The organism is Nonomuraea candida (assembly GCF_000725485.1).
GTDB lineage: Bacteria > Actinomycetota > Actinomycetes > Streptosporangiales > Streptosporangiaceae > Nonomuraea > Nonomuraea candida.
In genome coordinates this window covers 227,225-249,726 of the sequence record NZ_JOAG01000005.1, presented here as the reverse complement: position 1 = coordinate 249,726, position 22,502 = coordinate 227,225, and the positions used below count along the sequence as shown (strand labels likewise).

Below are 22,502 nucleotides of genomic sequence, written 5' to 3'. Positions count from 1 at the left end.
GCGCGGATCACCGGCCCGGCGCGCCGGGCCGGGCCGATCGCCTCGGCGGGACATGCCTAGCTCGACTCCCTGACCACCAGCTCCGTGGGCAGGATGATCGGGTCGGTCGGGCCGCCCTCGAACAGGTTGAGCAGCAGCCGGACCATCGCGGCCGCCTGCTCCATCATCGGGTGCCGCAGCGTCGTCAGCGGCGGCTCGGTGTATTTCGCCGCCTCGATGTCGTCGAAGCCCACCACCGCCACGTCGTCGGGCACCCGCCGCCCCGCCTGCCGCAGCGACTGCAGCGCCCCGACCGCCATCAGGTCGTTGGCCACGAACACCGCGTCGAGCCCCGGGTCGTCACCGAGGAGCTGGCGCATCGCGACCGCCCCCGACTCGCGGGTGAAGTCGCCGACCGCCACGATCGAGCGGCGGTCGGAGTCGCGCAGCACGTTGCGGTAGCCCGCCAGCCGGTCCTGCCCGGCGATCATGTCCTGCGGCCCGGCGATCGTGGCGATCCGGCGCCGCCCCGTCTCCACCAGGTGCCGCACCCCGGCCTCGGCCCCGCCCACGTTGTCGTTGTCGACGAACGGGATGTCCACCGGCACGGCCGGCCGCCCGTAGGAGACCACCGGCACGCGCAGCCGCGACAGCGCGGACGGCAGCGGGTCGGCGCCGTGCATGGACAGCAGCATGACGCCGTCGACGTGACCGCCCGCGATGTAGCGCTCCACCCTGGCGTGGCTCTTGGGCGAGGACGCCAGCATCAGCACGACCTGCTTGTTGATCGCCTCCAGCTCCACCAGGGCCGACCTGATCGCCGTGGAGAACAGCGGGTCCTCGGAGAAGACCCGGGTGCCCGGCTCGCTCACGACCAGGGCGACCGAGTCGGTGCGCTGGGTGACGAGGCTGCGCGCGGCGGAGTTGGGCACGTAGCCCAGCTCGTCGATCGCGCGCAGCACGGCGTCGCGGATGTGCGGCGCCACCGTCGTCTGCCCGTTGACCACCCGCGAGGCGGTGGCGCGCGAAACGCCCGCGCGGGCGGCGACCGCCTCCAGGGTCGGGCGTCTCATGTCTGCACCAGAGGGGAGAGCACGGAACGAATCTACAGGCCGTTTCTGCCGATCACGTCCCGGTACCACAGGGCGCTGTCCTTGAGCACCCGCTCCTGCGTGGCGTAGTCCACGTGCACGATGCCGAAGCGCCGCCGGTAGCCCTCGGCCCACTCGAAGTTGTCCAGCAGCGACCACACCAGGTAGCCCCGCAGGTCCGCGCCCGCCTCGATGGCCCGGTGGACCTCGCGCAGGTGCCCGTCCAGGTACGCCACCCGCTCGTCGTCGTGCACCCGGCCGTCCTCCACGACGTCGTCGAAGGCCGCGCCGTTCTCGGTGACCATGAGGCCGACCCGCGGATAGTCCTGGGAGAGCCGGATGAGCAGCCGCGACAGCCCGTCGGGCACGATGGGCCAGCCCATGGCGGTGGTCGGGGCGTCCGCCGCGGCGAACCTGACGCCCTCCGAGCCGGGCCAGGCCGCGTCGGCGGGCAGGCCGGGGCCCGCCTCGACCACGCACGGGTTGTAGTAGTTGACGCCGACCAGGTCGATCGGGGCGTTGATCAGCGCCAGGTCGCCGTCCTGGAGGTGGCCGGTACCGCCGTTGCGCGCCGCCGCCTCCAGCACCTCCTCCGGGTACGTGCCGAGCACCGCCGGGTCCAGGAACTGCCTGGTCAGCAGCGCGTGGATGCGGTGCACGGCCGCCGCGTCCGCCGCGCCGGGCGCCGCCGAGGGGTCGTTGACCTGGGCGGGCGTGAGCACGGGGGAGGAGTTGACGACGAGCATGATGCGCTTCGCGCCGGCCGCGCGCAGCCGCCGCGCCGCCAGCCCGTGGCCGAGCAGCAGGTGGTGCGCCGCGCGCAGGGCCGCGGCCGGGTCGCGCCGGCCGGGCGCGTGCACGCCGTTGCCGTAGCCGAGGAAGGCCGCCACCCAGGGCTCGTTCAGCGTGGCCCAGTCGGCGACGCGGTCGCCGAGCCGGTCGTGGACCGCCTGGGCGTAGTCGGCGAAGCGGTGGGCGGTGTCGCGGTTCGTCCAGCCGCCGCGATCCTCCAGGGTCTGCGGAAGATCCCAGTGATAGAGCGTGACATAGGGAGAGATGCCGGCGGCGAGGAGCTTGTCCACGAGCCGGTCGTAGAAGGCCAGGCCGCGGGGGTTGATCGAGCCGGCGCCGTCCGGCTGGACCCGCGGCCAGGCCACCGAGAACCGGTAGGCCGCCAGCCCCAGCCCGCGCATCAGCCCGACGTCGTCCCGGTAGCGGTGGTAGTGGTCGCAGGCCACGTCGCCGGTGTCGCCGTCCACCACCTTCCCGGGGGTGTGGGAGAAGGTGTCCCAGATCGACTGGCCCCGCCCGTCCTCCTTGACCGCCCCCTCGATCTGGTACGAGGCCGTCGCGGCGCCCCAGACGAAGTTCTCGGGAAAGATCATCCCTTCACAGCTCCTTGCATGATTCCACCGATGATTTGCCTGCCGAACAGGGCGAACACGGCCACGAGCGGCAGGGTCCCGATCGCCGTACCGGCCAGCCCCAGCACGTAGTCGTTGACGTATCCGCTGGCCAGGGTGGACAGGGCCACCTGCACGGTGGGGTTGTCGGGGGTCAGCACGACCAGCGGCCAGAAGTAGTCGTTCCAGGCCGACATGAACGTCAGCATGCCCAGCACCGCCGCCGCGGGCCGCGCGGCCGGCAGCACGACGTGCCAGAACAGCCCCCAGGTCGAGCACCCGTCCACCCGCCCGGCCTCCAGCAGCTCGTTCGGCAGGGCGCGCGAGAGGTACTGCGTCATGAAGAACACGCCGAACGCGTTGACCAGCGCGGGCACGATCAGCGCGTAGGTGGTGCCGGTCCACTCCAGCTTCACCATGAGCATGTAGAGCGGGATGATGCCGAGCTGGGCCGGCACCATCATGGTCGCCACCGTGATCACCAGCATCGCGTTCCTGCCCCGGAACCTCAGCTTGGCGAAGGCGAACCCGGCCAGCGTCGAGAAGAACATCACCGCCACCGAGATCGACCCGGCCACGACGAACGAGTTGAGCAGCGCCAGCCCGAAGGGCACGGTGTCGAAGACCCGGGAGACGTTGGCGAGGAAGTTGCCCCCGGGCAGCAGCGGCGGCGGCACCTGGGCCAGCGCGGAGTTGTGCCGGGAGGCCACCACGACGCTGTAGTAGAGGGGGAACGCCGAGAAGAAGGCCACCGCGATCAGGGTCAGGTAACGCAGCCTCATACCAGCCCGCCCTTCACCCGGCGCGTGATCAGGAAGTTGATCCCGGCGACGAGCACCACGGCCACGAACATCAGCCACGACGCCGCCGAGGCGTAGCCGAAGTCGAAGGTCGAGTTGGCGAAGCCCTGCTCGTAGACGAACAGCGCCAGCGTCTGGAACTGCCGGTCGGGGCCGCCCGTGGCGATGCCGCCACCGCCGCCGCTGCTCTGCCCGAACAGCATGGGCTCGGCGATGACCTGCATCGCGCCGATCGTGGAGACGATGACCACGAAGATGATCGTCGGCCGGATCATGGGGATGGTGATGCGGCGCAGCTGGGTGAGGTTGCTCGCGCCGTCGAGGGTGGCGGCTTCGTACAGCTCGCGCGGCACGGCCTGCATGGCGGCCAGGAAGATCAGCGCGTTGTACCCGGTCCAGCGCCACATGATCATCACCGAGAGCGCGACGTGCGAGCTGGCCGTGCCCGCCGCCCAGTCGATGTGCCCGGCCCCGAACCACGACAACATCCAGTTGATGATGCCGAAGTCGCGCCCGAAGAGCTGGCTGAAGATCACCACCACCGCCACCACGCTGGTGACGTTGGGCAGCAGCAGCGCGACCCGGAACAACGTCTGGAAGCGCAGCCGCCGGTTGAGCAGGTGCGCCAGCCAGATGGCCAGCGCGAGCTGCGGCACCGTCGACAGGACGCCGATGGACAGGGTGTTGAAGGTGGCGTTCCAGAAGTAGGAGTCGGCCAGCAGCGTCGTGTAGTTGCCCAGCCCGACGAACTCCTGCGTCTCCGACAGCAGCGTCCACTCGTGCAGGCTCACCCAGGCCGTGTAGACCAGCGGGAACAGGCCGAAGGCGCAGAACAGCAGGAAGAACGGGGCCACGTAGGCGTATGGCGACACCCTCACGTCGAGGGTGTGCCGCACGCCGCGCCTACGCCGTCGCGGGACCGCGAGGGGAAGGGTGCTCATTTGATCTTCTTGACGTCCTCGAGCACCTGCGCCCACGCCTCGTCGGGCGTCTGCTTGCCCTGCTCGACGCGCCCGAGCCCGTTGCCGATGGCCACCCGCACGTCGCCCTCCTTGGGGCCGAGGTGCTGCGGCTTGAGCGCCTTGGCGGCGTCGGAGTAGATCTTGCCGATGGGGGCGTCGCCGAAGAACGGCTTGGTGAAGTTCTGGATCGAGGGGTCGTCGTACAGGGCCGGGATGGAGGGGAACGTGCCCTCCTCCTTGAACACCTTGGCCTGGTTCTCCTTGGAGGTGAGGAAGTCGATCAGCTCGGCCGCCTCCTTCGGGTGCTTGCTCTGCTTGGGCACCATGAGGTGCGAGCCGCCGCTGTTGCCCGAGCCGCCGGGCACGGTCGCGATGTCCCACTTGCCGGCCGAGTCCTTGGCCTGCTCCTGGATGAAGCCCGTCATCCAGGCCGGGCAGATGATCGTGGCGAACGAGCCCTTGGCGAAGCCGGTGTTCCACGGCGGGGAGAAGGCCGCCAGCTTGGCGGTCAGGCCCTCCTGCGTGAGCTGGTTCGACAGGTCCCACGCCTTCTTCACGTCGGGGTTGGACGCGACGATGATGTTGTCCTGGGCGTCGTACAGGCCGGCCGGGGCCTGGTTGACCATGGCGCGGAAGATCTCGCCGGGGGAGTCCACGAACTTGGCGCCGGCCACGTCCGCCGCGGCGAACTTCTTGCCGGTCGCGATGTAGTCCTCCCAGGTGGGCCAGAGCGCCGACACCTCCTCGCGCTCGTCCGGCAGCCCGGCCTTCTTGAACAGGTCCTTGCGGTAGCACATGGCCAGGCCGCCCACGTCGGTGCCGAGGCCGAGCACCTGCGAGCCGTCCTTGCTCAGGCCCTGCTGCCACTTCCAGTCGAGATAGTCGGCCTGCCGCTTGTCCAGCCCGTACTGCTTGAGGTCGGTGAACTTGCCGGGCTGGGCGGTGAAGGTGCTGATGTAGCCGACCTCGACGGCCTCGATGTCCCCGGCGCCGGCGTTGGTGGCCAGCCGCTTGACCAGGTTGCTGTGGTGGTCGTTGAACTGGGTGACGTTCTCGACGATCTCGATGTTCGGGCGGGTCTTCTTGTATTCCTCGTAGAGCGGCTTGAAGCCGAAGTCGCCGAACAGGCCGATGGTCAGCTTGATCTTCTCTCCGGGCTGGGCGCTCGACTCGGCCGCGGTCCCGCCGCCGTCGGCGCCGCCGCCGCACGCCGTCGCCAGGGCGAGGAGGGACGCGGTGAGCAGGGGCAGGCCGAACCGCCGGATGCGAGGGGTCATGGAAACCCTCCTGGGTTACCTCTCGGGAATGGATGAGAGAGCGCTCTCTCATGAGATTGTTGGAGCCCGTATGCCCCTGTCAACGGAGGTCGGATAACGATCCGGGTTACCCGAGAGAGCGCGTTCAACGATCCCCGCCCCTCTCGGAGGGTGGCCGGCGGGCGGGTGGGGCCGGGGTCAGCCGGTGAGGGCGCGGCCGGCCATGCGGGCGTACATGCGGCCCGGGCTCGGCGCCTCGGCCAGGAAGCCCGGCAGCATGGGCAGGTCCACCGCGAACGGGTCGAGCCGCTCGTACAGCTCGTCGGCGTCCGCCGGCCGGTCGTCCGGCTGCTTCTCCAGCAGCTGCGCCAGCAGCGCGCTCAGCGGCTCCGGCAACCCCGGGATGACCGGCGGGCGCTCCTTGACCTGCTTCTCGAAGACCACGTAGTCGGTCGGGCCGGTGAAGAGCTGGCGGCCGCTGAGCATCTCGTGCAGCACGCAGCCCAGGGAGTACAGGTCGCTGCGCGGCTCGGCGACGCCGTGCTGGATCTGCTCGGGCGCCATGTACGCCGGCGTGCCCAGGATCTGCCCGATCCTCGTGAATGTGGTGACGTCGGACTCCCGCAGCATGGCCAGGCCGAAGTCGAGCACCTTGACGCTGCCGTCGGGGCAGAGCATGAGGTTCGTCGGCTTGAGGTCGCGGTGGCAGATCGACAGGGCGTGCGCCGCCGACAGCACCGCGCACGCCTGGGCCGCGATCGCCGCCGCCCACGGCACCGGCAGCGGGCCGTGCTCGTGCACCACGTCGGCCACCGTGACGCCCTCGATGAACTGCATCACCTGGTAGAGCCGCTGCTCGTGGGTGCCGAAGTCGTACAGGACGGGCGCGCCGGGATGCTCCAGCCGGGCCAGGATGCGCGCCTCGCGGATGAACCTGCGCTCCAGCTCGTGATCGGGCCCGCTGGGCAGCCGCAGCAGCTTCACCGCGACCCGGCGGTCGAGGTGGCGGTCGTGTCCGGCGTAGACGGCTCCCATGCCGCCTTGCCCGAGGGGGAGGTCGTCGAGCTCGTAGCGGTCGCCGATGACCATTGACCCCCCTCCCGCAGCCTTTCCGGGCAAAGCTACACCGTCAGGACTGCGGGTGCAGATGGCCGTCGGCGAGGCCGTCGAGGCCCAGCCTGATCAAGGTCTGGCCCAGGGACGAGGTCTCCCTGATGGCGTCCTCCAGCACGGCCAGTTGCCTGAACGCCTCCCCGTACGCCTTCTGCTCCTTCAGCGACAGCCGGGGCAGCCGGGTGCGGCGCACGTCGAACCTGCTGGAGCCGGTCGTCACCCGCCCGCCTGCGGCCCGCAGGAAGCCGGCCAGGAAGTCGGGGTCGAGCCTGCGGGAGTCGACCCGGTACAGCGTCAGGTGCGGCCCCAGCGCCGCCCCTCCGCCGTCCTCCATCACGCGTACGGCGGAGTAGGAGGCCACCACGTCGCCGGGCCGGATCAGCACCAGGCCCTGCTGCATGGCCGTGCGCCCGGACGGCGGGCGGCCGTTGAGCACGTCGTCGGGGGTCAGGACCGGGATCTCGCCCCCGTCGGCGGCCATCCTGGCCGGCGCCTGCGACGTGGTCACCAGGCCCTCCTTGATCAGGTCGCCCAGCGTGGTGGCGGGCTGGTCGAGCGGCTGCTCCAGCACCTTCAGGTCCGGCGGCACGGCGGCCGCCGCGAGGAACCGGTCGCGCGCCTCGGCGAAGGCCCGGCCCACGTCGTCGTGCCGCTGGTGGCGGGCCGGCGTCATGTCGACCTCGTCGGCCAGCAGGTCGATGATGCGCACGGTCTGGTCGGAACGGTCCTCCAGGTAGGCCTGCCAGGCCGGCTCCACCACCGACAGGTCGGCCGTGGCGTCGAGGATCAGCACCTCCGACGGCGGGCGCTCACCGGCCGCCGGGCGGCGCAGCAGCCACAGGTCGGAGCCGGGCAGCGCGACCACCGCCCGCAGCGCGCCCGCGCGCAGCAGGTTGGCCCGGATGCGCCGGCCCGGCCTGCGGCTGGCGGCGGCCGGGGGCATGAGGATGGCGACCAGGCCGCGCGGCCGGACGTGGGTCAGGCAGTGCTGCACCCAGGCCAGCTCCGGCTCGCCGCGCGGCGGCAGGCCGTATTCCCAGCGCGGGTCACCGGTCAGCTCCTCGTAGCCCCAGGCCCGCTCGTTGAACGGCGGGTCGCACACCACCGCGTCGGCCCGCTCGCCGGCGAAGCCGTCGGCGCGCATGGAGTCGCCCGCCACGACCCTGGCCTCGACGCCGCGCAGCCGCAGCCGGGCGGCGGTGATGGCGGCCGAGGTCTCGCTCAGCTCCTGGCCCAGCACCTTCGCCGGGCGGGCGGGGGAGAGCAGCAGCGTGCCGACGCCGCAGGCGGGGTCGAGCAGGGTCTCGCCGCCGCCGGCGCTCACGAGCCGGACCATCAGCCCGGCGACGTCCTCCCGGGTGACGGAGAGGCGGCGCGAGTGGGCTTCGAGGTAGCGCTCGCACAGGAACTCGTACGCGGCCTGCGGGCCGAGCTCCGCGCCCAGCTCCAGCACCAGGCCGGCCAGCTCGCGGTCGAGCTCGCCCAGCCCCCGGACCAGCTCGTCCAGGCCGTCCCCCTCGGGACCGGAGCCCCCGGTCGCCGGCGCGGGGCCGGCGGGGAGCCGTGCGGCGTCGTCGGGAGCCCCGCCGGGGCCGCCGGTCGTGGAGGTCGCGGCCCTGGTCAGGAGGGCTCCCGCCTGGGCCACCAGCTCGCCCAGGCGCAAATCGCCCGCGGCTTTCAGGCGTTGCCAGACGCGATCTCCCAGGGAGACCTGGTAGGACTTCCCATAGCGACGCAGCCAGGACTCGACCTGCCGCAGCGAGAACAGCGGCTGGTTGGCGGTGCCGCCGATGGGCTGGGGGAAGTCGTCGTGGCGACGGCGCCAGTTGCTCACCGCGGCACGCCCGACACCGGCGAGCCGGGCGATGTCCCCGGCGTTGACGGTCGGGTCGTGGCTCATGAAGTCCACAGTAGTTCACATCGAGTCTTCAGCGCATCTGCTTGTGAAGTCTTTCAACCAATGATTTACTGCAGGGTATGAAGCACAACATCCGCTATGCCGCCGGATCAGACGTGGGCCGTCGCAGGGAGCAGAACGAGGATTCTGGCTACGCGAGCGGCCGGTTGCTCGTGGTGGCTGACGGGATGGGTGGACACGCGGCCGGCGAGCTGGCGAGCTCGGCGGCGATCGCCGTCATGCGCGAGCTGGATGCCACGCTTCCCGAGACGGGCTCCGACCTGGAGGCGGCGCTGGAGGGCGCCGTGCACGAGGCGGCGCGCAGGCTGGTCGAGCTGACCGACATCGACCCCGCGCGCAGGGGGATGGGGACCACGGTGACCGCCATGCTCTGGGACGGTTACCGGTTCGCCCTGGCTCATCTCGGTGACTCCCGCGGATACTTGCTTCGCGATGGTGCTCTCTACCAGATGACCAAGGATCACACACTTGTGCAGTCGATGGTGGACGAAGGCCGGATAACGGAGGATCAGGCCGCGGTGCACCCCCGCCGTTCGATGGTGCTGCGCGTGCTGGGCAGCGAGGGCCGGGCGGAGCCCGACATGGCGCTGCGCGAGGCCGAGCCCGATGATCGCTACCTCCTCTGCTCCGACGGGCTCACGACCGTGCTCGGGCCCGAGATCCTGCACGAGGTGCTGACCACGGTGGCAGAGCCGGCGGCGGCCGTCCAGCGGCTGATCGACCTGGCCAACGAGGGCGGCTCTCCCGACAACGTGACCGTGATCGTGGCCGACGTGGTCGCGCCGGGCGCGGGCGACGTGGGCGTCTACCGGGTCGGCGCGGGCTCCTAGCGTACGTAGTAGCGAGTCCCCATGGTCACACCAGTCACATAGCCTCGATTTCGCCACATATCCAGACACTTTCCTGCTGACGCGCGCAATTTCGCGATGGCGCTACTACAGTCCATCGTGATTTGTCGGTTTTCTGGGAGGAGTCACCCTGGACCCGATCGCGGACGAGCTGCTGAAGACGGTGCGGCAGGAACTCGGCTACAAGGAGAAGAGCGGCCAGTTCACCAAGTTCGGCCAGTGGTACGCGGATCGTGTCCAAGACACCCAGTACCGCGACGCGCCCTGGTGCGACATGTTCCTCGCCTGGGCCGCGAACAAGGCCGGCCTCTCCGAATACGTCGGAGAGTTCGCCTGGACGCCTTCGCACGCGGCCTGGTTCATCCAGCGGGACGCCTGGACGCAGCGGCCCGAGCCGGGGGCGCTGGTCTTCTACGACTGGCGCGGCGGCAAGAGCTACAAGGGCATCGACCACGTGGGCATCGTGGAGCGCGTCGAGGGCAAGAAGATCCACACCATCGAGGCGAACGTCGATCGCGTGTGGCTCAAGCGCAAGACCAGGGAGACCGACAAGGTCGTCGGGTACGGCATCCCGCGCCTGGTCAAGGCCAACGCCGAACGGCAGGACGAGATCCGTTCGACCGAGCGGCCGTTCGTGGGCCCGCCGCGCCCGGAGACCGGCCACGGCTCCCCGCTGGACGTCTTAGGCACCCCGCCCGCGCTGCTGGCCTTCATGGTGCTCATGACCGTCGTGCTCTCGCTCCGCGTGACGGGCCGCCGCCGCGGCACCCACCGCCGGCTGGCCTGGCTTCCCTGGCGCTCGCCCCGTCCTCAGGGGACTCCGCCGCCCGCGCGGGTCCCGTCGCCCAGGAACCCCCTGGCGGGCGACCGGACGGCGGGCGACCGGACGGCGGGCGACCGGACGGCCGGCGACCGGACGGCCGGCGACGAGAGCGTGCCGCGCGGCAGGGCTCCGGCCCGCGTGGGCGCGCCCCCGGAGGCCAAGCCCCCCTCCGCCAGGAGGCACAGACCCTACGAACCGGACTGAGACCGCCGAGGTCAGCGGGTCAGGTCGATGACCGCCTTCACGTCGTTCTCGGCCGGTTCGAAGACCTCGGACGCACGGGACAGCGGCACCTCGCGCGTGATCAGCCGCCGCAACCACTCCGGGTCCGCCGCGGCCAGTGCCGTGGCCGCGTCGCGGAAGTGCCGCAGGTTCCCGTTGACGGTGCCGAAGATCACGTCGTTCTCCAGCACGATGTCCCGGTTGATCACCCCGGCGTCCACCCGGTGCGCCCGCCCGCCCGGCGCGAGCCCGCACAGGCAGACGATCCCGGCGGCGGAGGTGGTGGTCATGGTGTCGATGACGAGCTGCCCCGCCCCGGTGCACTCGATGATGATGTCCGGCTTGGCCGCCGTGAACGACTCCAGCGTCGAGGCCGAGTGGTAGGTGCCGCCCAGCGCCTCCACCAGCTCCGACTTGAGCCCGCGCGGCGCCCGGTCGAGCACGTGCACCTCCAGCCCCCGCTGGTGGCCGAGCAGCGCCGCCAGCAGCCCGATCGGCCCGGCGCCGGTGACCAGCAGGGTGTGCGGCTCGAACCAGGCGCGCGAGCCGATCCGCTCGATCTGCTCCCACGCCTTGGCCACCACCGAGGCGGGCTCGACCAGCACGCCGACGCTCTCCAGGGCCGGGTCCAGGCGCACCGCGTAGCCGGCCTCGACGGTCCACAGCTCGGCGGCGTACCCGTCGATCTCCTTGATGCCCCGCTCGGTGTAGCGGCCGTTGCGGCACATGTCGAACTCGCCCCGCGCGCAGGCGCCGCACGGCACGGGGTCGGGCCGCCGCACGACGCCCACGACCAGATCGCCCGGCGAGAACGCCGAGCCCTCCGGGGCCTGGACCACGCGGCCGAGCGACTCGTGGCCGATGACCATGCGTTCCCTGCCGGGCGGCGCCCAGCCGTACTCGCCCCGCTCCAGCTCCCTGTCGGTCCCGCAGACGCCCAGGGCCAGGCCCTGGACGAGCAGCTCGCCCTGGCCCGGCGTCGGGTCGGGCACTTCCTCCACGTCGAGCGTGCCCTTCACCCCGGGCACGAACGTCAGCGCGCGCATCGCCGCCACCCCCTTCGCCTTGCTCCCTACCCCGCCGTTGGGAAATAGCGCTCTTGGGAAATAGTAGGACGTCCTAGTATCTTCGTAGATGGAGCCTCCACGAAGGAGTGATCAGGCGTGCACGTCCCGGTACACCCAGTCCGCTTCGTCACCGCCGCGGCCCTGTTCGACGGCCACGACGCGGCGATCAACATCATGCGGCGCATCCTCCAGTCCCAGGGGGCCGAGGTCATCCACCTTGGGCACAACCGCTCCGTGGACGAGATCGTCACGGCCGCCATCCAGGAGGACGTCCAGGGCGTGGCGATCAGCTCCTACCAGGGCGGGCACGTCGAGTTCTTCTCCTACCTGGTGGACCTGCTGCGCGAGCGCGGCGCGGGCCACGTCAAGGTGTACGGCGGCGGCGGGGGCGTGATCGTCCCCGAGGAGATCGAGCTGCTGCACTCCCGTGGCGTCACCCGCATCTTCTCGCCGGAGGACGGCCAGCGGTACGGCCTGCCCGGCATGATCAACAAGCTGATCGAGGACTGTGACGTCGAGCTGGGCGATCCGCCGTCGGTGGAGGCCGTGGTCTCGGGCGACCAGGCGGCGCTGGCCCGCGCGATCACGCTCATCGAGTCGGGCCGCGCCCCGGCCGGCCTGCTGGAGGGCCTGAGGGGGGTGGAGCGGCGCGCCCCGGTGCTCGGCATCACCGGCACGGGCGGCTCCGGCAAGTCCTCGCTCACCGACGAGCTGGTCCGCAGGTTCCGCGTGGACAACGACGACAAGCTGCGCATCGCGATCATCGCCATCGATCCCACCCGCCGGCGCGGCGGCGGCGCGCTGCTCGGCGACCGCATCAGGATGAACAGCCTGAGCCCGCAGACCTACTTCCGCTCCCTGGCCACCCGGGGCGCGGCCAACGAGGTGCCCGCCTGCCTCGACGACGTGATCGCGGCCTGCCGCGCCGCCGGGCACGACCTGGTGATCGTGGAGACGCCCGGCATCGGCCAGGGCGACGCGGGCATCGTGCCGCACGTGGACGTGCCGATCTACGTCATGACGCCCGAGTTCGGGGCGGCCTCCCAGCTCGAGAAGATCGACATGCTGGACTTCGCCGAGGCCGTGGTGATCAACAAGTACGAGCGGCGCGGCGCGGAGGACGCCCTGCGCGACGTGCGCCGCCAGCTCGTACGCAACCGCGAGGCGTTCGGCGTCTCTCCCGAGGAGATGCCGGTCTTCGGCACCATCGCGGCCCGCTACAACGACAGCGGCGTCACCGCCCTCTACCACCACCTCAAGCCGCTGCTCCCGACCGGCGCCGAGAGCCCGGGACTGCTGGCGCCGGTCGAGGGCCGCGTCTCCAAGGCGTCGGCGGCCATCGTCCCGCCGGCCAGGGCCCGCTACCTGGCCGACATCGCCGAGACCGTGCGCGCCTACCACGCCGAGACGCTCGCCCAGGCCGAGGTGGCCCGCCGCCGCCAGCAGCTCGCCGCCGTCCGCGACCTCCTGAACCAGGGGGACGGTGGAGAGCTGGCCGAGCTGGCCGAGCGGGCGGAGCGGGAGCTGTCCGACGAGAGCCGGGCGCTGCTCGACGGCTGGCCCGCGATCAGGGAGCGCTACACCGCCGACGAGCTGGTGGTGAAGGTGCGCGACCGCGAGATCCACACCCCGCTCTGGCGCGAGACGCTGTCGGGCAACCGTATCCCGAGGGTGGCCCTGCCGCGCTACCACGACCACGGCGACCTGCTGCGCTTCCTGCGCGGCGAGAACCTGCCGGGGATGTTCCCGTTCACCGCCGGGGTCTTCCCGTTCAAGCGCGACGACGAGGACCCGACCCGGATGTTCGCCGGCGAGGGCGATCCGTTCCGCACCAACAGGCGCTTCAAGCTGCTGTCGGAGGGGCAGCCCGCGACGCGGCTGTCCACCGCGTTCGACTCGGTCACGCTGTACGGTCACGACCCCGACCTGCGCCCCGACATTTACGGAAAAGTCGGCACTTCGGGGGTTTCGATCGCGACCCTCGACGACATGAAGGTGCTCTACGACGGGTTCGACCTGGCCGCGCCCAACACGTCCGTCTCCATGACGATCAACGGCCCGGCCCCCACGATCCTGGCCTTCTACCTCAACGCCGCCATCGACCAGGCCAGGGACCGCTTCCGCGCCGAGCACGGCCGCGACCCCGACGAGGCCGAGGACCGCGAGCTGAGCGCGCGCACCCTGGCCACGGTCAGGGGCACGGTGCAGGCCGACATCCTCAAGGAGGACCAGGGCCAGAACACCTGCATCTTCTCCACCGAGTTCTCCCTGCGGATGATGGCCGACATCCAGGAGTGGTTCATCCGCAACGGGGTCAGGAACTTCTACTCGGTCTCGATCTCCGGCTATCACATCGCCGAGGCCGGGGCCAACCCCATCAGCCAGCTCGCCTTCACGCTGGCCAACGGCTTCACGTACGTGGAGGCGTACCTGGCCAGGGGCATGAAGATCGACGACTTCGCGCCGAACCTGTCGTTCTTCTTCTCCAACGGCATGGACCCCGAGTACAGCGTGCTCGGCCGGGTGGCGCGCCGCATCTGGGCGGTGGCGATGCGCGAGCGCTACGGCGCCGGCGAGCGCTCGCAGAAGCTGAAGTACCACATCCAGACCTCGGGCCGCTCGCTGCACGCCCAGGAGATGAACTTCAACGACATCCGTACCACCCTCCAGGCGCTGATCGCCGTCTACGACAACTGCAACAGCCTGCACACCAACGCCTTCGACGAGGCCGTCACCACCCCGTCGGCCGATTCCGTGCGCCGCGCCATGGCCATCCAGCTCATCATCAACCGCGAATGGGGCCTGGCCAGGAACGAGAACCCGCTGCAGGGCGCGTTCATCATCGAGGAGCTCACGGACCTGGTGGAGGAGGCGGTGCTGGCCGAGTTCGAGCGGCTGTCCGACCGGGGCGGCGTGCTCGGCGCGATGGAGACCGGCTACCAGCGCGGCAAGATCCAGGACGAGTCCATGCTGTACGAGATGCGCAAGCACGACGGCTCGCTGCCCATCGTCGGCGTCAACACCTTCCGCAACCCGAACGGCGAGAACGAGTCCGACGCCCACAAGCTGGAGTTGGCCAGGGGCACCGAGGAGGAGAAGCGCTCGCAGCTCGACCGGCTGCGCGCCTTCCACGAGCGCAACCGGTCGGAGGCGCCCGCCCACCTCGCCCGGCTGCGCGAGGTGGCGATGTCGGAGGGCAACGCGTTCGAGGTGCTGATGGAGGCGGCCCGCCACTGCTCCCTGGGCCAGATCACCGAGGCCCTGTTCGAAGCGGGCGGCCAGTACCGCCGCAACGTCTGAGCGGCAGGCCGGGTACGGCTCCGCGCCTGGCGGCTGAGCCTGACCTGGCTGTACGGCTGCGCGCCGATAGGATCATCGGGCCTGGGCAACCATTCCGTAACAGGAGGATTTCCATGTCCGACGTCACCTTCAAGGGCAACCCCGTCACCGTGGCCGGCACCTTCCCGCAGCCCGGCGACAGCGCCCCCGCCTTCCGGCTGGTGGGCGGCGACCTGGCCGATCACACGCTGGAGGAGTTCGGCCAGAAGACCAAGGTGCTCAACATCTTCCCGAGCGTCGACACCGGCGTCTGCGCGGCCTCGGTGCGCCGCTTCAACGAGATCGCCGCCGAGCACCCCGACGTGGCCGTCCTGTGCATCTCGGCCGACCTGCCGTTCGCCCAGAAGCGCTTCTGCGGCGCCGAGGGCCTCGAGAACGTCACCACGCTCTCGCTCATGCGGGGCCGCGAGTTCCTGACCGACTACGGCGTCGCACAGGAGAGCGGGCCGCTGAGCGGGCTGGCCGCGCGCGCGGTGATCGTGCTCGACGGCGCCAACCGGGTCGTCCACGCGCAGCTCGTGCCGGAGATCACCACCGAGCCCGACTACGACGCCGCCCTGTCCGCACTCAAGTAACCCGCCGCGTCTGACCGCCCCGCCCCGCCGGCCCCCTCCGGGAGCGTCCGGCGGGGACGGCGGGGTTTGGGGACGGTGAGGCTCGGGGAAGGCAGCGTGCCTCGGCGGAGGAAAGCCGTGGTCAGGGGGCCGGTGCGGGCAGGCGGGTGGCCAGCTCGGACTTGACGGCGGCGGCCAGGTCGAGCAGGTGGTCGTCGTCCGTGGCGGTGTGCTGGAGGTCGAGGATGATCTCGTGGACCCCGGCCTCGGCCACCGTGGCGAGGTAAGCGGCGATCTCGGCGACCGTGCCGCTCCTGGGCGGTGTGCCGCCTTCGGTGATCACCGGGTTGGAGCGCAGGATCATGCGCAGCCCGGCGGGGTCGCGGCCGGCCTCCTCGGCGGCGCGGCACACGCCCTGCCACATCGACGCGAGCGCGGGAACGGGCAGCGCGGCCGTCAGCCAGCCGTCGGCCCTGCGTCCGATGCGGCGCAGCGCCGCCTCGGAGAAGCCGGCCAGGTAGAGCGGCGGCCGGCCGGCCGGCTTGGGCTCGATGTGGCTGGGGGCGATCGTCCACAGGTCGTGCTCGAACGAGACCGGGTCGGTGGTCCAGATCGTCTCCAGCGCGTCGAGGATGGCGTCGTAGCGCCGCGCGCGGTCCTTCCACGGCACGCCGGCCGCGGCGTATTCGTCGGAGGACCAGCCGAGCCCGAGCCCCGCGTCGAGCCGCCCGCCGCTGAGGTGGTCGATGGTGGTGAGCGAGCGGGCCAGGACCGCCGGAGAATACCAGCACGCGTTGAGCGCGCTGGTGCCCAGGCGCACCGACGAGGTCGCCGAGGCGGCCACCGACAACACTGCGAACGGGTCGAGGAAGACCCGGTGCGCCTCGGGGATCGTGCCGTCGCCGCCCGGATAGCGGTCCTTCGGCCGCAGCGGCGTCAGCAGCCGGTCGCCCGCCCACAGGCTGTGGAAGCCCATCGACTCGGCCTCGCGCGCCACCCGCAGCACGCTGGACAGCGCCGCGAACCTGCCGTACTGCGGCACGGCCAGCCCGATCCGCATCGCTCAGCCCTTCCTGCCCACGCCGCACAGGATGAGCGACGACTGCGGGTTGTCGACGAAGTCGATCACGTCGGCCTGCTCGGGACGCCACTCGGGCAGCCAGACCAGGCCCGGGTCCACCAGCTCGAACCCGTCGAACAGCTCCAGGATCCGGTCACGGCCGCGCAGCGTCAGAGGGGCGCTGGCGGTGCGGTAGACCTCGGTGCCCTTGTCGACGGCGTCGGGCCTGGCGTCGCTGGTGCCGTGGGACATGACCAGGTAGCTGCCGGGGGCCAGGGCCTCGCGCAGGGTCGACAGGATGCGCGCGGGGTGGTCGGACTCGGCGATGAAGTGCATGACCGCCACCAGCAGCACGGCGACCGGCCGGTCGAAGTCGAGCGTGCGCACCACCTCGGGGTCCTTGAGTATCGCCGCCGGGTCGCGCAGGTCGCCCTGGACCACGGTGGTGTCGCCCTGCCCGGCCAGCAGCGCCCTGGCGTGCACCAGCACCACCGGGTCGTGGTCGACGTAGACCACCTTGGCGTCGGGGAGGACCTTCCTGGCCACCTCGTGCACGTTGCCCTGGGTCGGCAGCCCGGTGCCGATGTCGAGGAACTGCGTCACGCCGGACTCGGCGAGGAAGCGCACGGCCCGGCCGAGGAACGCCCGGTTGGCCCGGGCCGCCGCGCGCAGCTCGGGAGCCACCTGGAGGATCTTCTCCGCGGCCGCGCGGTCGGCGGGGAAGTGGTCCTTGCCCCCGAGGTAGTAGTCGTAGAGCCTGGCCACGCTGGGTGTGTTCGGATCGAAGCCGAGCGAATCCCGCTCCAACCGTCATCCCCCGATCAAGAAGTAACGATCTTCACCCCGGAGTCTACGGGTTCGCGGCGACAAACGATCAGTGAACCCGTGGATCTACGCTGTCGTTGTGGATGACACCGGTGCGGCCGTGAAGATTCCCGGCACCGTGCGCAGGATCGTGTCGCTGGTGCCGTCGCTGACCGAGTCGGTGGCGGCGACCGTGCCCGGCGCGCTGGTCGGGGCCACCGACTGGTGCTCGCATCCGGCCGATCTCGACGTGACCAGAATCGGGGGCACCAAGAACCCCGACCTCGACACGATCCGGCGGCTGCGGCCCGACGTGGTGCTGGCCAACGCCGAGGAGAACCGGCCGGCCGACGTCGAGGCCCTGCGCGCGTCGGGCCTGGCCGTCTGGGTCACGCGGATCGAGACGGTGGAGGAGGCGTTCACCTCGCTGGAGCGCATGTTCGCGCTCGCGTGCCGTACGGAGCCGCCCGCCTGGCTGGCGGCGGCCCGCGAGCGCTGGCGCGCGCCCCACGACGGCCCCCGGCGCACGGCCATCGTGCCGATCTGGCGCCGCCCCTGGATGGTGGTGGGCCGCGACACCTTCACCGGCGACGTGCTCAGGCGCCTGGGCGTGGACAACCTGTACGCCTCCCACCCCGAGCGCTACCCGAAGATCCCGCTGGCCGAGCTGAACGAGCGCCGCCCCGACCTCGTGGTCCTGCCCGACGAGCCCTACGCCTTCAGCCAGACCGACGGGCCCGAGTCCTTCCCCGGCCTGGCCTGCGCCCCGGTCAGCGGCCGCCTGCTCACCTGGTACGGCCCCTCCCTGCTGGAGGCCCCCGCCCTGCTGCGCCACGCCCTCGCCGGCCCCCTGCCCCCGGTCTGAGCCACAACCCCTTCCCCCGGGGCCGCGCCCCCGACCGGCCCGGCGGAGGCCGCGCCCCGGCGTGGCCGAGCAGCTAGCCGACCGCGTCGGTCCGCTCGGCCAGGGCGGCGTCCACGGCGCTGGGGGAGAGCACGTGCTCCATGACGATCACCGCCATGCCCACGATCCCCGCCCGGTCGCCCAGCGAGCTGGTGACGATCTCCAGATTCCTGGTCGTGTACGGCAGGCTGCGCCGGTAGACGATCTCTCTGATGCCCGTCAGATAGTGCTCCCTGGTCTCGGCCATGTCCCCGGCCAGCACCAGCACCCCCGGGTTGAGCAGGCTGACCGCGGTGGCCAGCACGAGCCCGAGCGTGCGCCCGGCCTCCTGGACGCGGGCGATGGCCTCGGGGTCGCCGGCCTGCACGATGCTGACCACCTCCCGGCTGGAGGCCACCCCCAGGTCGGTGGCCAGGGCGTGACCGCTGGCCAGGGAGGCCACGCAGCCGCGCGAGCCGCAGGTGCAGACCCGGTCGTCGGTCTCGCGCAGCCGTACGTGGCCGATGTTGCCCGCGGCCTCCTCGACGCCGCGGTAGATCTGCCCGTCGAGGATGATGCCGGTGCCGATGCCCGTGGAGACCTTCACGAGGACGAGGGAGTCGGTGTCGCGCCAGAAGGACCACCACTCGCCCAGCGCCATGGCGTTGGCGTCGTTCTCCACCAGGATCGGCACGTCGTACATCGAGCCGATCGCCGCGCCGACGGGGTGGTCGTCCCAGCCGGGCATCAGGAAGGACCTGATCACCCGGCCGGTGGTGTGGTCCACCGAGCCGGGCAGGTCCAGGCCGATGCCGCACACCTCCTCGGCCGGCCGGCCCGCCCGGTCGAGCAGCCGCTGGAAGGCGTCGCGCACCCACGACAGCACGGCCTCGGGCCCGAGCTCGATGCGCATCTCGGTGCTCGCCTCGGCGATCGGGCGCGCGGCCAGGTCGGTGAGCGCCACCCTGGCGTGGGTGGCGCCCAGGTCGGCCACCAGCATCAGGCGCTTGGTCGCGTCGATGTCGAGCACCGAGGGCGGCCGGCCGCCCCCGGAGGTGCCGACGCCGGACTCGTGGATGTAGCCGGCGTCGATGAGCCGGTCGAGCCGGTCGGTGATCGTCGACCTGGACAGGCCGGTGTACTCGATCAGTTCCTTGCGGGTACGGCAGGAGCCATTGCGGATGAGCTGGAGGATCTGGCCTGCCGTGAGCATGGTCTATCCCTTCTCCGCTCCTGCGGTGAGGCCCTCCGTCAGCAGGCGTTCACTGGCGAAGAACACGATCACGATGGGCAGCGTGAGCACCACCGAACCTGCCATCAGGACCGTCGTCGGGATCTCTATGCTCCCCGCCAGCTGAGAGAGCCCCAGGGACACCGTCCAGCTCTCCCTTCTCTCCACCAGGAAGAGCAGGGCGAACAGGAACTCGTTCCACGCGATCATGAACGCGTAGAGGCCGGTGGCCATCAGCGCGGGCTTGGACAGCGGCAGCACCACGCGCCAGATGGTCGACAACCTCGTGCACCCGTCGATCGCGGCCGCTTCTTCCACGCTTTGCGGCACGGTCTCGAAGTAGTTGCGGAGCATGTATACCGTGACAGGCACCGTTTGCGCGATATACACGAGGATCAACCCGATCAGGGACCCCCGCAGTCCGATCATGGTGAAGAGCACGAACAGCGGGATGGCCAGCACGATCGCCGGGAAGAGGTAGACGGCCAGGAAGAGGAAATGCACCTGGCGCCGGCCGAAGAAGCGCAGCCGCGCCACGGCGTACGCGCCGGGGATCGAGATCAGCAGCGTGACCGCCACCGAGGCCACCGAGATGATCGCGCTGTTCCTGAGGAAGTCGAGGAAGCCCTGCCGGGTCAGCACGTTGACGTAGGTGTCGAAGGTGAAGGCGCGCGGCCACAACGAGCCCGGCGCCAGGATGAGCTCCTGGATGTCGCGGACCGACAGCATCACCATGTAGAGGAACGGGAATCCGGTGATCAGGAAGAGGAAGGCGATCACCACCGGCCTGAGCACCGCGAACAGGCCGCGCTCGAACCTATCTCTGCTCACGTTCACCCCCGGCGAAGAACCTCAGGTAGATGGCCAGGAAGACGACGAGGAAGAGCGCCAGCACGATCGCCTGCGCGGCCGCGGCCCCGATGTCGTCGCGCGAGGTCAGGAAGTTGTAGACGCGCACGCTGACCACCTCGGTGCCGGCCCCGCCGCCGGTCAGCAGGTAGACGTCGTCGAACTTGGTGAAGGTGAAGACGAAGCGCAGCACCGACAGCAGCGCGATGATCCGCCAGAGCTGCGGCATGATCACGTACCGGAACCGCTGGGTGGGCGTCGCGCCGTCCACGACCGCGGCCTCGTCCAGCTCGGCCGGCAGCGCCTGGAGCCGGGCCAGGATGAACAGGAAGGCGAACGGGAAGTACCGCCACGCCTCGAACGCGATCACCGTCAGCAGCGCCACGGGCACCTGGACGCCCAGGAACTCGCCCCTGGCCTGGGTGAGGAAGGCGATCGGCTCCGCCAGCCAGGTGTTGACGATGCCGTACTGCGGGTTGAGCATCGTCTCCCACAGGAAGGCCACCGCCACCACCGGGGCCACGTACGGGATCAGGATCGAGGCCCTGATCACCGTGCGCCCGGGGAACCGGTCGCGCAGCGCCAGCGCCGTCACCAGCCCGATCGCGATCGACAACGCCGTCCCCGCGACGGTGTAGACGAGCGTGTTGACCAGTGACGACCAGAACCCCGGCTCCGACATGACGTAGGAGAAGTTCTCCAGCGTGTAGTTGCCGAAGACGCCCACCCGCCGGATGTTGATCAGCCGCGCGTCCTGGAACGCCAGCATGATCGCCCACAGCAGCGGCAGCACCACCACGACCAGCGTGATGATCAGCGTGGGCGAGATGAGCGTGAGCCCGGCCCGGCCCTCCTGCTCCCGCAGCGTGCCCCCGCGCCGGCGCCGCTGCCGCGGGGGCGGGGCCTGCGGCTCGGCGCGCGTCACGGTCATTGCCGGATCCCGCGCTTGATCGACTCGACGTCGGCCTTGGCCTGGGCGGCGGCGGCCTGCGGGGTGAGCGAGCCGTCCACCACCGCGCTCAGCGCCTTGGGCACGGGCAGCTCGCCCATCGTGGCGCCGACCAGCTTGCCCTGGCCCTGCGGGATGCCCCAGCGGGCGAACGTGTCGGGGCTCTTGCGCAGCGCGTCGAGCACGTCGGCCGGGTAGACGTCGGACAGCGGCTTCTTGGTGTCCACCCCGGCGGGCAGCTTGTCCCACTTGTCGTCGAAGCCCTTGCGGGTGGGGAACTTGCCCTCCGGGGCCATCCCGATCCAGCGCTCGTAGCCCTCGTTCATCATGTGCGAGACGAACTTGGCGGCGGAGTCCTTGGCGGCGTCACGGGTGATCGCCCAGGAGACGATCTCGCCGTACTGTGCGGGCGCGCTCCCGTCGGGCCCCTTCAGCGCCGTGACCACGCCGGTGTTCTCGGCCAGCCACTCCGGGTTCTCGCGGCACTGCTGGCAGCTCGGCAGCGCGTCCTTGCGCAGCCCCGCCATCTCGTCGAGGATGAACGACGACCAGATCATCATGGCCGCGCTGCCCGAGAAGTAGGTGGCCCGGGTGGAGTCGACGTCCTGCTTGCCCTTGACCGAGTAGTTCTTGGCCAGCTTGGCGTAGAACTCGAAGGCCCGCGTGCACTGGGGCGAGTCGAGGGCGACGTTCCCGGAGCCGTCGATGAGCTGGCACCCGTTCGCCTGCGCCACGTGCTCGAAGCTCTGCGCGGTGAAGGAGTCCTTCGGCGCGATGGCCAGCGTGATGCCCGCGACCCCGCCCGTGTTGAGCTTGGCCGCGGCGGTCTCCAGCGCCTCGTACGTGTCCGGCGGGCGCAGCCCGGCCTTGTCGAACAGGTCCTTGCGGTACAGGATGAGCTGCGCCCACCCGTCGCTGGGCACCGCCAGCAGCGTGCCGCCCGAGCTGGTCAGCTCCAGCGCCCGCGCCGAGAACGTGTCGCGGCCGAGCTGGTCGACGATCCGGCCCGGCGTCTCGGTGTCGAGCAGCTCGTTGGCCTCCATCTCGCGCACCGACGCCAGCGGCAGCGCGCCGATCACGTCGGGCAGGTCGTCCGCCGCCGCGGCGGCGGTGAGGGTCTGGCTGAACTGGTCCTCCGCGACGCCGACCAGCTTGACCTTGATCCCGGTCTTCCGGGTGAACTCGGCGACGATGGTGTTCTGCACGGCCATCCGGTCCTCGAGGTTCTCCTCGGTCCAGACCGTGATCTCGTTGCTGGTGGACGACTGCTCGCCACCGCCGCCGCCGCAGGCCGCCAGGGCGGCGGCCAGCAGCGGGACGGAGAGGGCGGCGGTTACCTTCTTCGGCATGA

At 70.9% G+C, this 22,502-nt stretch carries 19 protein-coding genes; 5 read left to right on the top strand and 14 right to left on the bottom strand.

Features of this window, described 5'->3' with window-relative positions; all coding sequences use genetic code 11:
• Window positions 1–56 precede the first annotated feature (56 nt).
• The 7 genes from IO39_RS04790 to IO39_RS04760 form a co-directional block, all read right to left on the bottom strand.
• Complete coding sequence (locus IO39_RS04790) at window positions 57–1,052, bottom strand: LacI family DNA-binding transcriptional regulator (RefSeq protein WP_043616465.1); 996 nt, start codon at window positions 1,050–1,052, stop codon at window positions 57–59.
• A 32-nt stretch (window positions 1,053–1,084) separates the two neighbouring features.
• Window positions 1,085–2,455 (bottom strand): GH1 family beta-glucosidase, encoded by a 1,371-nt coding sequence (locus IO39_RS04785; RefSeq protein WP_043616462.1) that lies wholly within the window; start codon window positions 2,453–2,455, stop codon window positions 1,085–1,087.
• On the bottom strand, window positions 2,452–3,255 hold the full coding sequence (locus tag IO39_RS04780; protein WP_043616459.1) for a carbohydrate ABC transporter permease: 804 nt from the start codon (window positions 3,253–3,255) through the stop codon (window positions 2,452–2,454). Before IO39_RS04780 ends, IO39_RS04785 begins: the two co-directional genes overlap by 4 nt.
• Entirely contained in the window at window positions 3,252–4,214 is a 963-nt protein-coding gene (locus IO39_RS04775) for a carbohydrate ABC transporter permease (RefSeq protein WP_043616456.1), read from the bottom strand. Before IO39_RS04775 ends, IO39_RS04780 begins: the two co-directional genes overlap by 4 nt.
• On the bottom strand, window positions 4,211–5,512 hold the full coding sequence (locus tag IO39_RS04770; RefSeq protein WP_043616453.1) for an ABC transporter substrate-binding protein: 1,302 nt from the start codon (window positions 5,510–5,512) through the stop codon (window positions 4,211–4,213). Before IO39_RS04770 ends, IO39_RS04775 begins: the two co-directional genes overlap by 4 nt.
• A 177-nt stretch (window positions 5,513–5,689) precedes the next feature.
• Window positions 5,690–6,580 carry a serine/threonine-protein kinase gene (locus tag IO39_RS04765; RefSeq protein WP_043616449.1) on the bottom strand — a complete coding sequence of 297 codons (891 nt, stop codon included), beginning with the start codon at window positions 6,578–6,580 and terminating at the stop codon, window positions 5,690–5,692.
• Window positions 6,581–6,620: 40 nt separating this feature from the next.
• Window positions 6,621–8,504, bottom strand: coding sequence for an N-6 DNA methylase (locus IO39_RS04760; protein ID WP_043616810.1), 1,884 nt, complete (start codon window positions 8,502–8,504; stop codon window positions 6,621–6,623).
• Window positions 8,505–8,581: 77 nt separating this feature from the next.
• On the opposite strand from IO39_RS04760, the gene IO39_RS04755 reads away from it, so the two are divergent.
• Both IO39_RS04755 and IO39_RS50270 read left to right on the top strand, forming a co-directional pair.
• Window positions 8,582–9,352, top strand: a complete 771-nt coding sequence (locus IO39_RS04755; protein ID WP_043616445.1) for a PP2C family protein-serine/threonine phosphatase — start codon at window positions 8,582–8,584, stop codon at window positions 9,350–9,352.
• A 181-nt stretch (window positions 9,353–9,533) separates the two neighbouring features.
• Window positions 9,534–10,397, top strand: a complete 864-nt coding sequence (locus tag IO39_RS50270; protein WP_052422442.1) for a CHAP domain-containing protein — start codon at window positions 9,534–9,536, stop codon at window positions 10,395–10,397.
• Between the two features lie 11 nt (window positions 10,398–10,408).
• Here the strand turns inward: IO39_RS50270 and IO39_RS04745 are convergent, their stop codons facing one another.
• Entirely contained in the window at window positions 10,409–11,461 is a 1,053-nt protein-coding gene (locus tag IO39_RS04745) for a glucose 1-dehydrogenase (protein ID WP_043616804.1), read from the bottom strand.
• 117 nt (window positions 11,462–11,578) lie between these two features.
• On the opposite strand from IO39_RS04745, the gene icmF reads away from it, so the two are divergent.
• Window positions 11,579–14,782 carry a fused isobutyryl-CoA mutase/GTPase IcmF gene (gene icmF / locus IO39_RS04740; protein WP_043616442.1) on the top strand — a complete coding sequence of 1,068 codons (3,204 nt, stop codon included), beginning with the start codon at window positions 11,579–11,581 and terminating at the stop codon, window positions 14,780–14,782.
• Between the two features lie 113 nt (window positions 14,783–14,895).
• Window positions 14,896–15,396: a thiol peroxidase gene (gene tpx, locus IO39_RS04735; RefSeq protein WP_043616439.1), complete on the top strand. Its 501-nt coding sequence runs from the start codon at window positions 14,896–14,898 to the stop codon at window positions 15,394–15,396.
• A 121-nt stretch (window positions 15,397–15,517) separates the two neighbouring features.
• On the opposite strand, the gene IO39_RS04730 is transcribed toward tpx, so the two are convergent.
• Both IO39_RS04730 and IO39_RS04725 read right to left on the bottom strand, forming a co-directional pair.
• On the bottom strand, window positions 15,518–16,435 hold the full coding sequence (locus tag IO39_RS04730) for a TIGR03619 family F420-dependent LLM class oxidoreductase (RefSeq protein WP_052422441.1): 918 nt from the start codon (window positions 16,433–16,435) through the stop codon (window positions 15,518–15,520).
• A gap of 3 nt (window positions 16,436–16,438) precedes the next feature.
• Window positions 16,439–17,242: an SAM-dependent methyltransferase gene (locus IO39_RS04725; protein ID WP_043616436.1), complete on the bottom strand. Its 804-nt coding sequence runs from the start codon at window positions 17,240–17,242 to the stop codon at window positions 16,439–16,441.
• A gap of 97 nt (window positions 17,243–17,339) precedes the next feature.
• Here IO39_RS04725 and IO39_RS04720 point away from each other — a divergent pair, with 97 nt between their 5' ends.
• Window positions 17,340–18,104, top strand: a complete 765-nt coding sequence (locus IO39_RS04720; protein ID WP_043616433.1) for a helical backbone metal receptor — start codon at window positions 17,340–17,342, stop codon at window positions 18,102–18,104.
• A 73-nt stretch (window positions 18,105–18,177) separates the two neighbouring features.
• Here IO39_RS04720 and IO39_RS04715 read toward each other — a convergent pair whose 3' ends face one another.
• The 4 genes from IO39_RS04715 to IO39_RS04700 are packed head-to-tail and all read right to left on the bottom strand — an operon-like array spanning window position 18,178 to window position 22,500.
• Window positions 18,178–19,335, bottom strand: coding sequence for an ROK family transcriptional regulator (locus tag IO39_RS04715; protein WP_043616430.1), 1,158 nt, complete (start codon window positions 19,333–19,335; stop codon window positions 18,178–18,180).
• Between the two features lie 3 nt (window positions 19,336–19,338).
• Window positions 19,339–20,184: a carbohydrate ABC transporter permease gene (locus IO39_RS04710; protein WP_052422440.1), complete on the bottom strand. Its 846-nt coding sequence runs from the start codon at window positions 20,182–20,184 to the stop codon at window positions 19,339–19,341.
• Entirely contained in the window at window positions 20,171–21,133 is a 963-nt protein-coding gene (locus IO39_RS04705; protein ID WP_043616427.1) for a carbohydrate ABC transporter permease, read from the bottom strand. The genes IO39_RS04710 and IO39_RS04705 overlap by 14 nt, the downstream gene beginning before the upstream one ends.
• The gene (locus IO39_RS04700) at window positions 21,130–22,500 is read right to left on the bottom strand and encodes an ABC transporter substrate-binding protein (RefSeq protein WP_043616424.1); all 1,371 of its coding nucleotides are present in this window, start codon (window positions 22,498–22,500) and stop codon (window positions 21,130–21,132) included. Before IO39_RS04700 ends, IO39_RS04705 begins: the two co-directional genes overlap by 4 nt.
• Window positions 22,501–22,502: the final 2 nt, after the last annotated feature.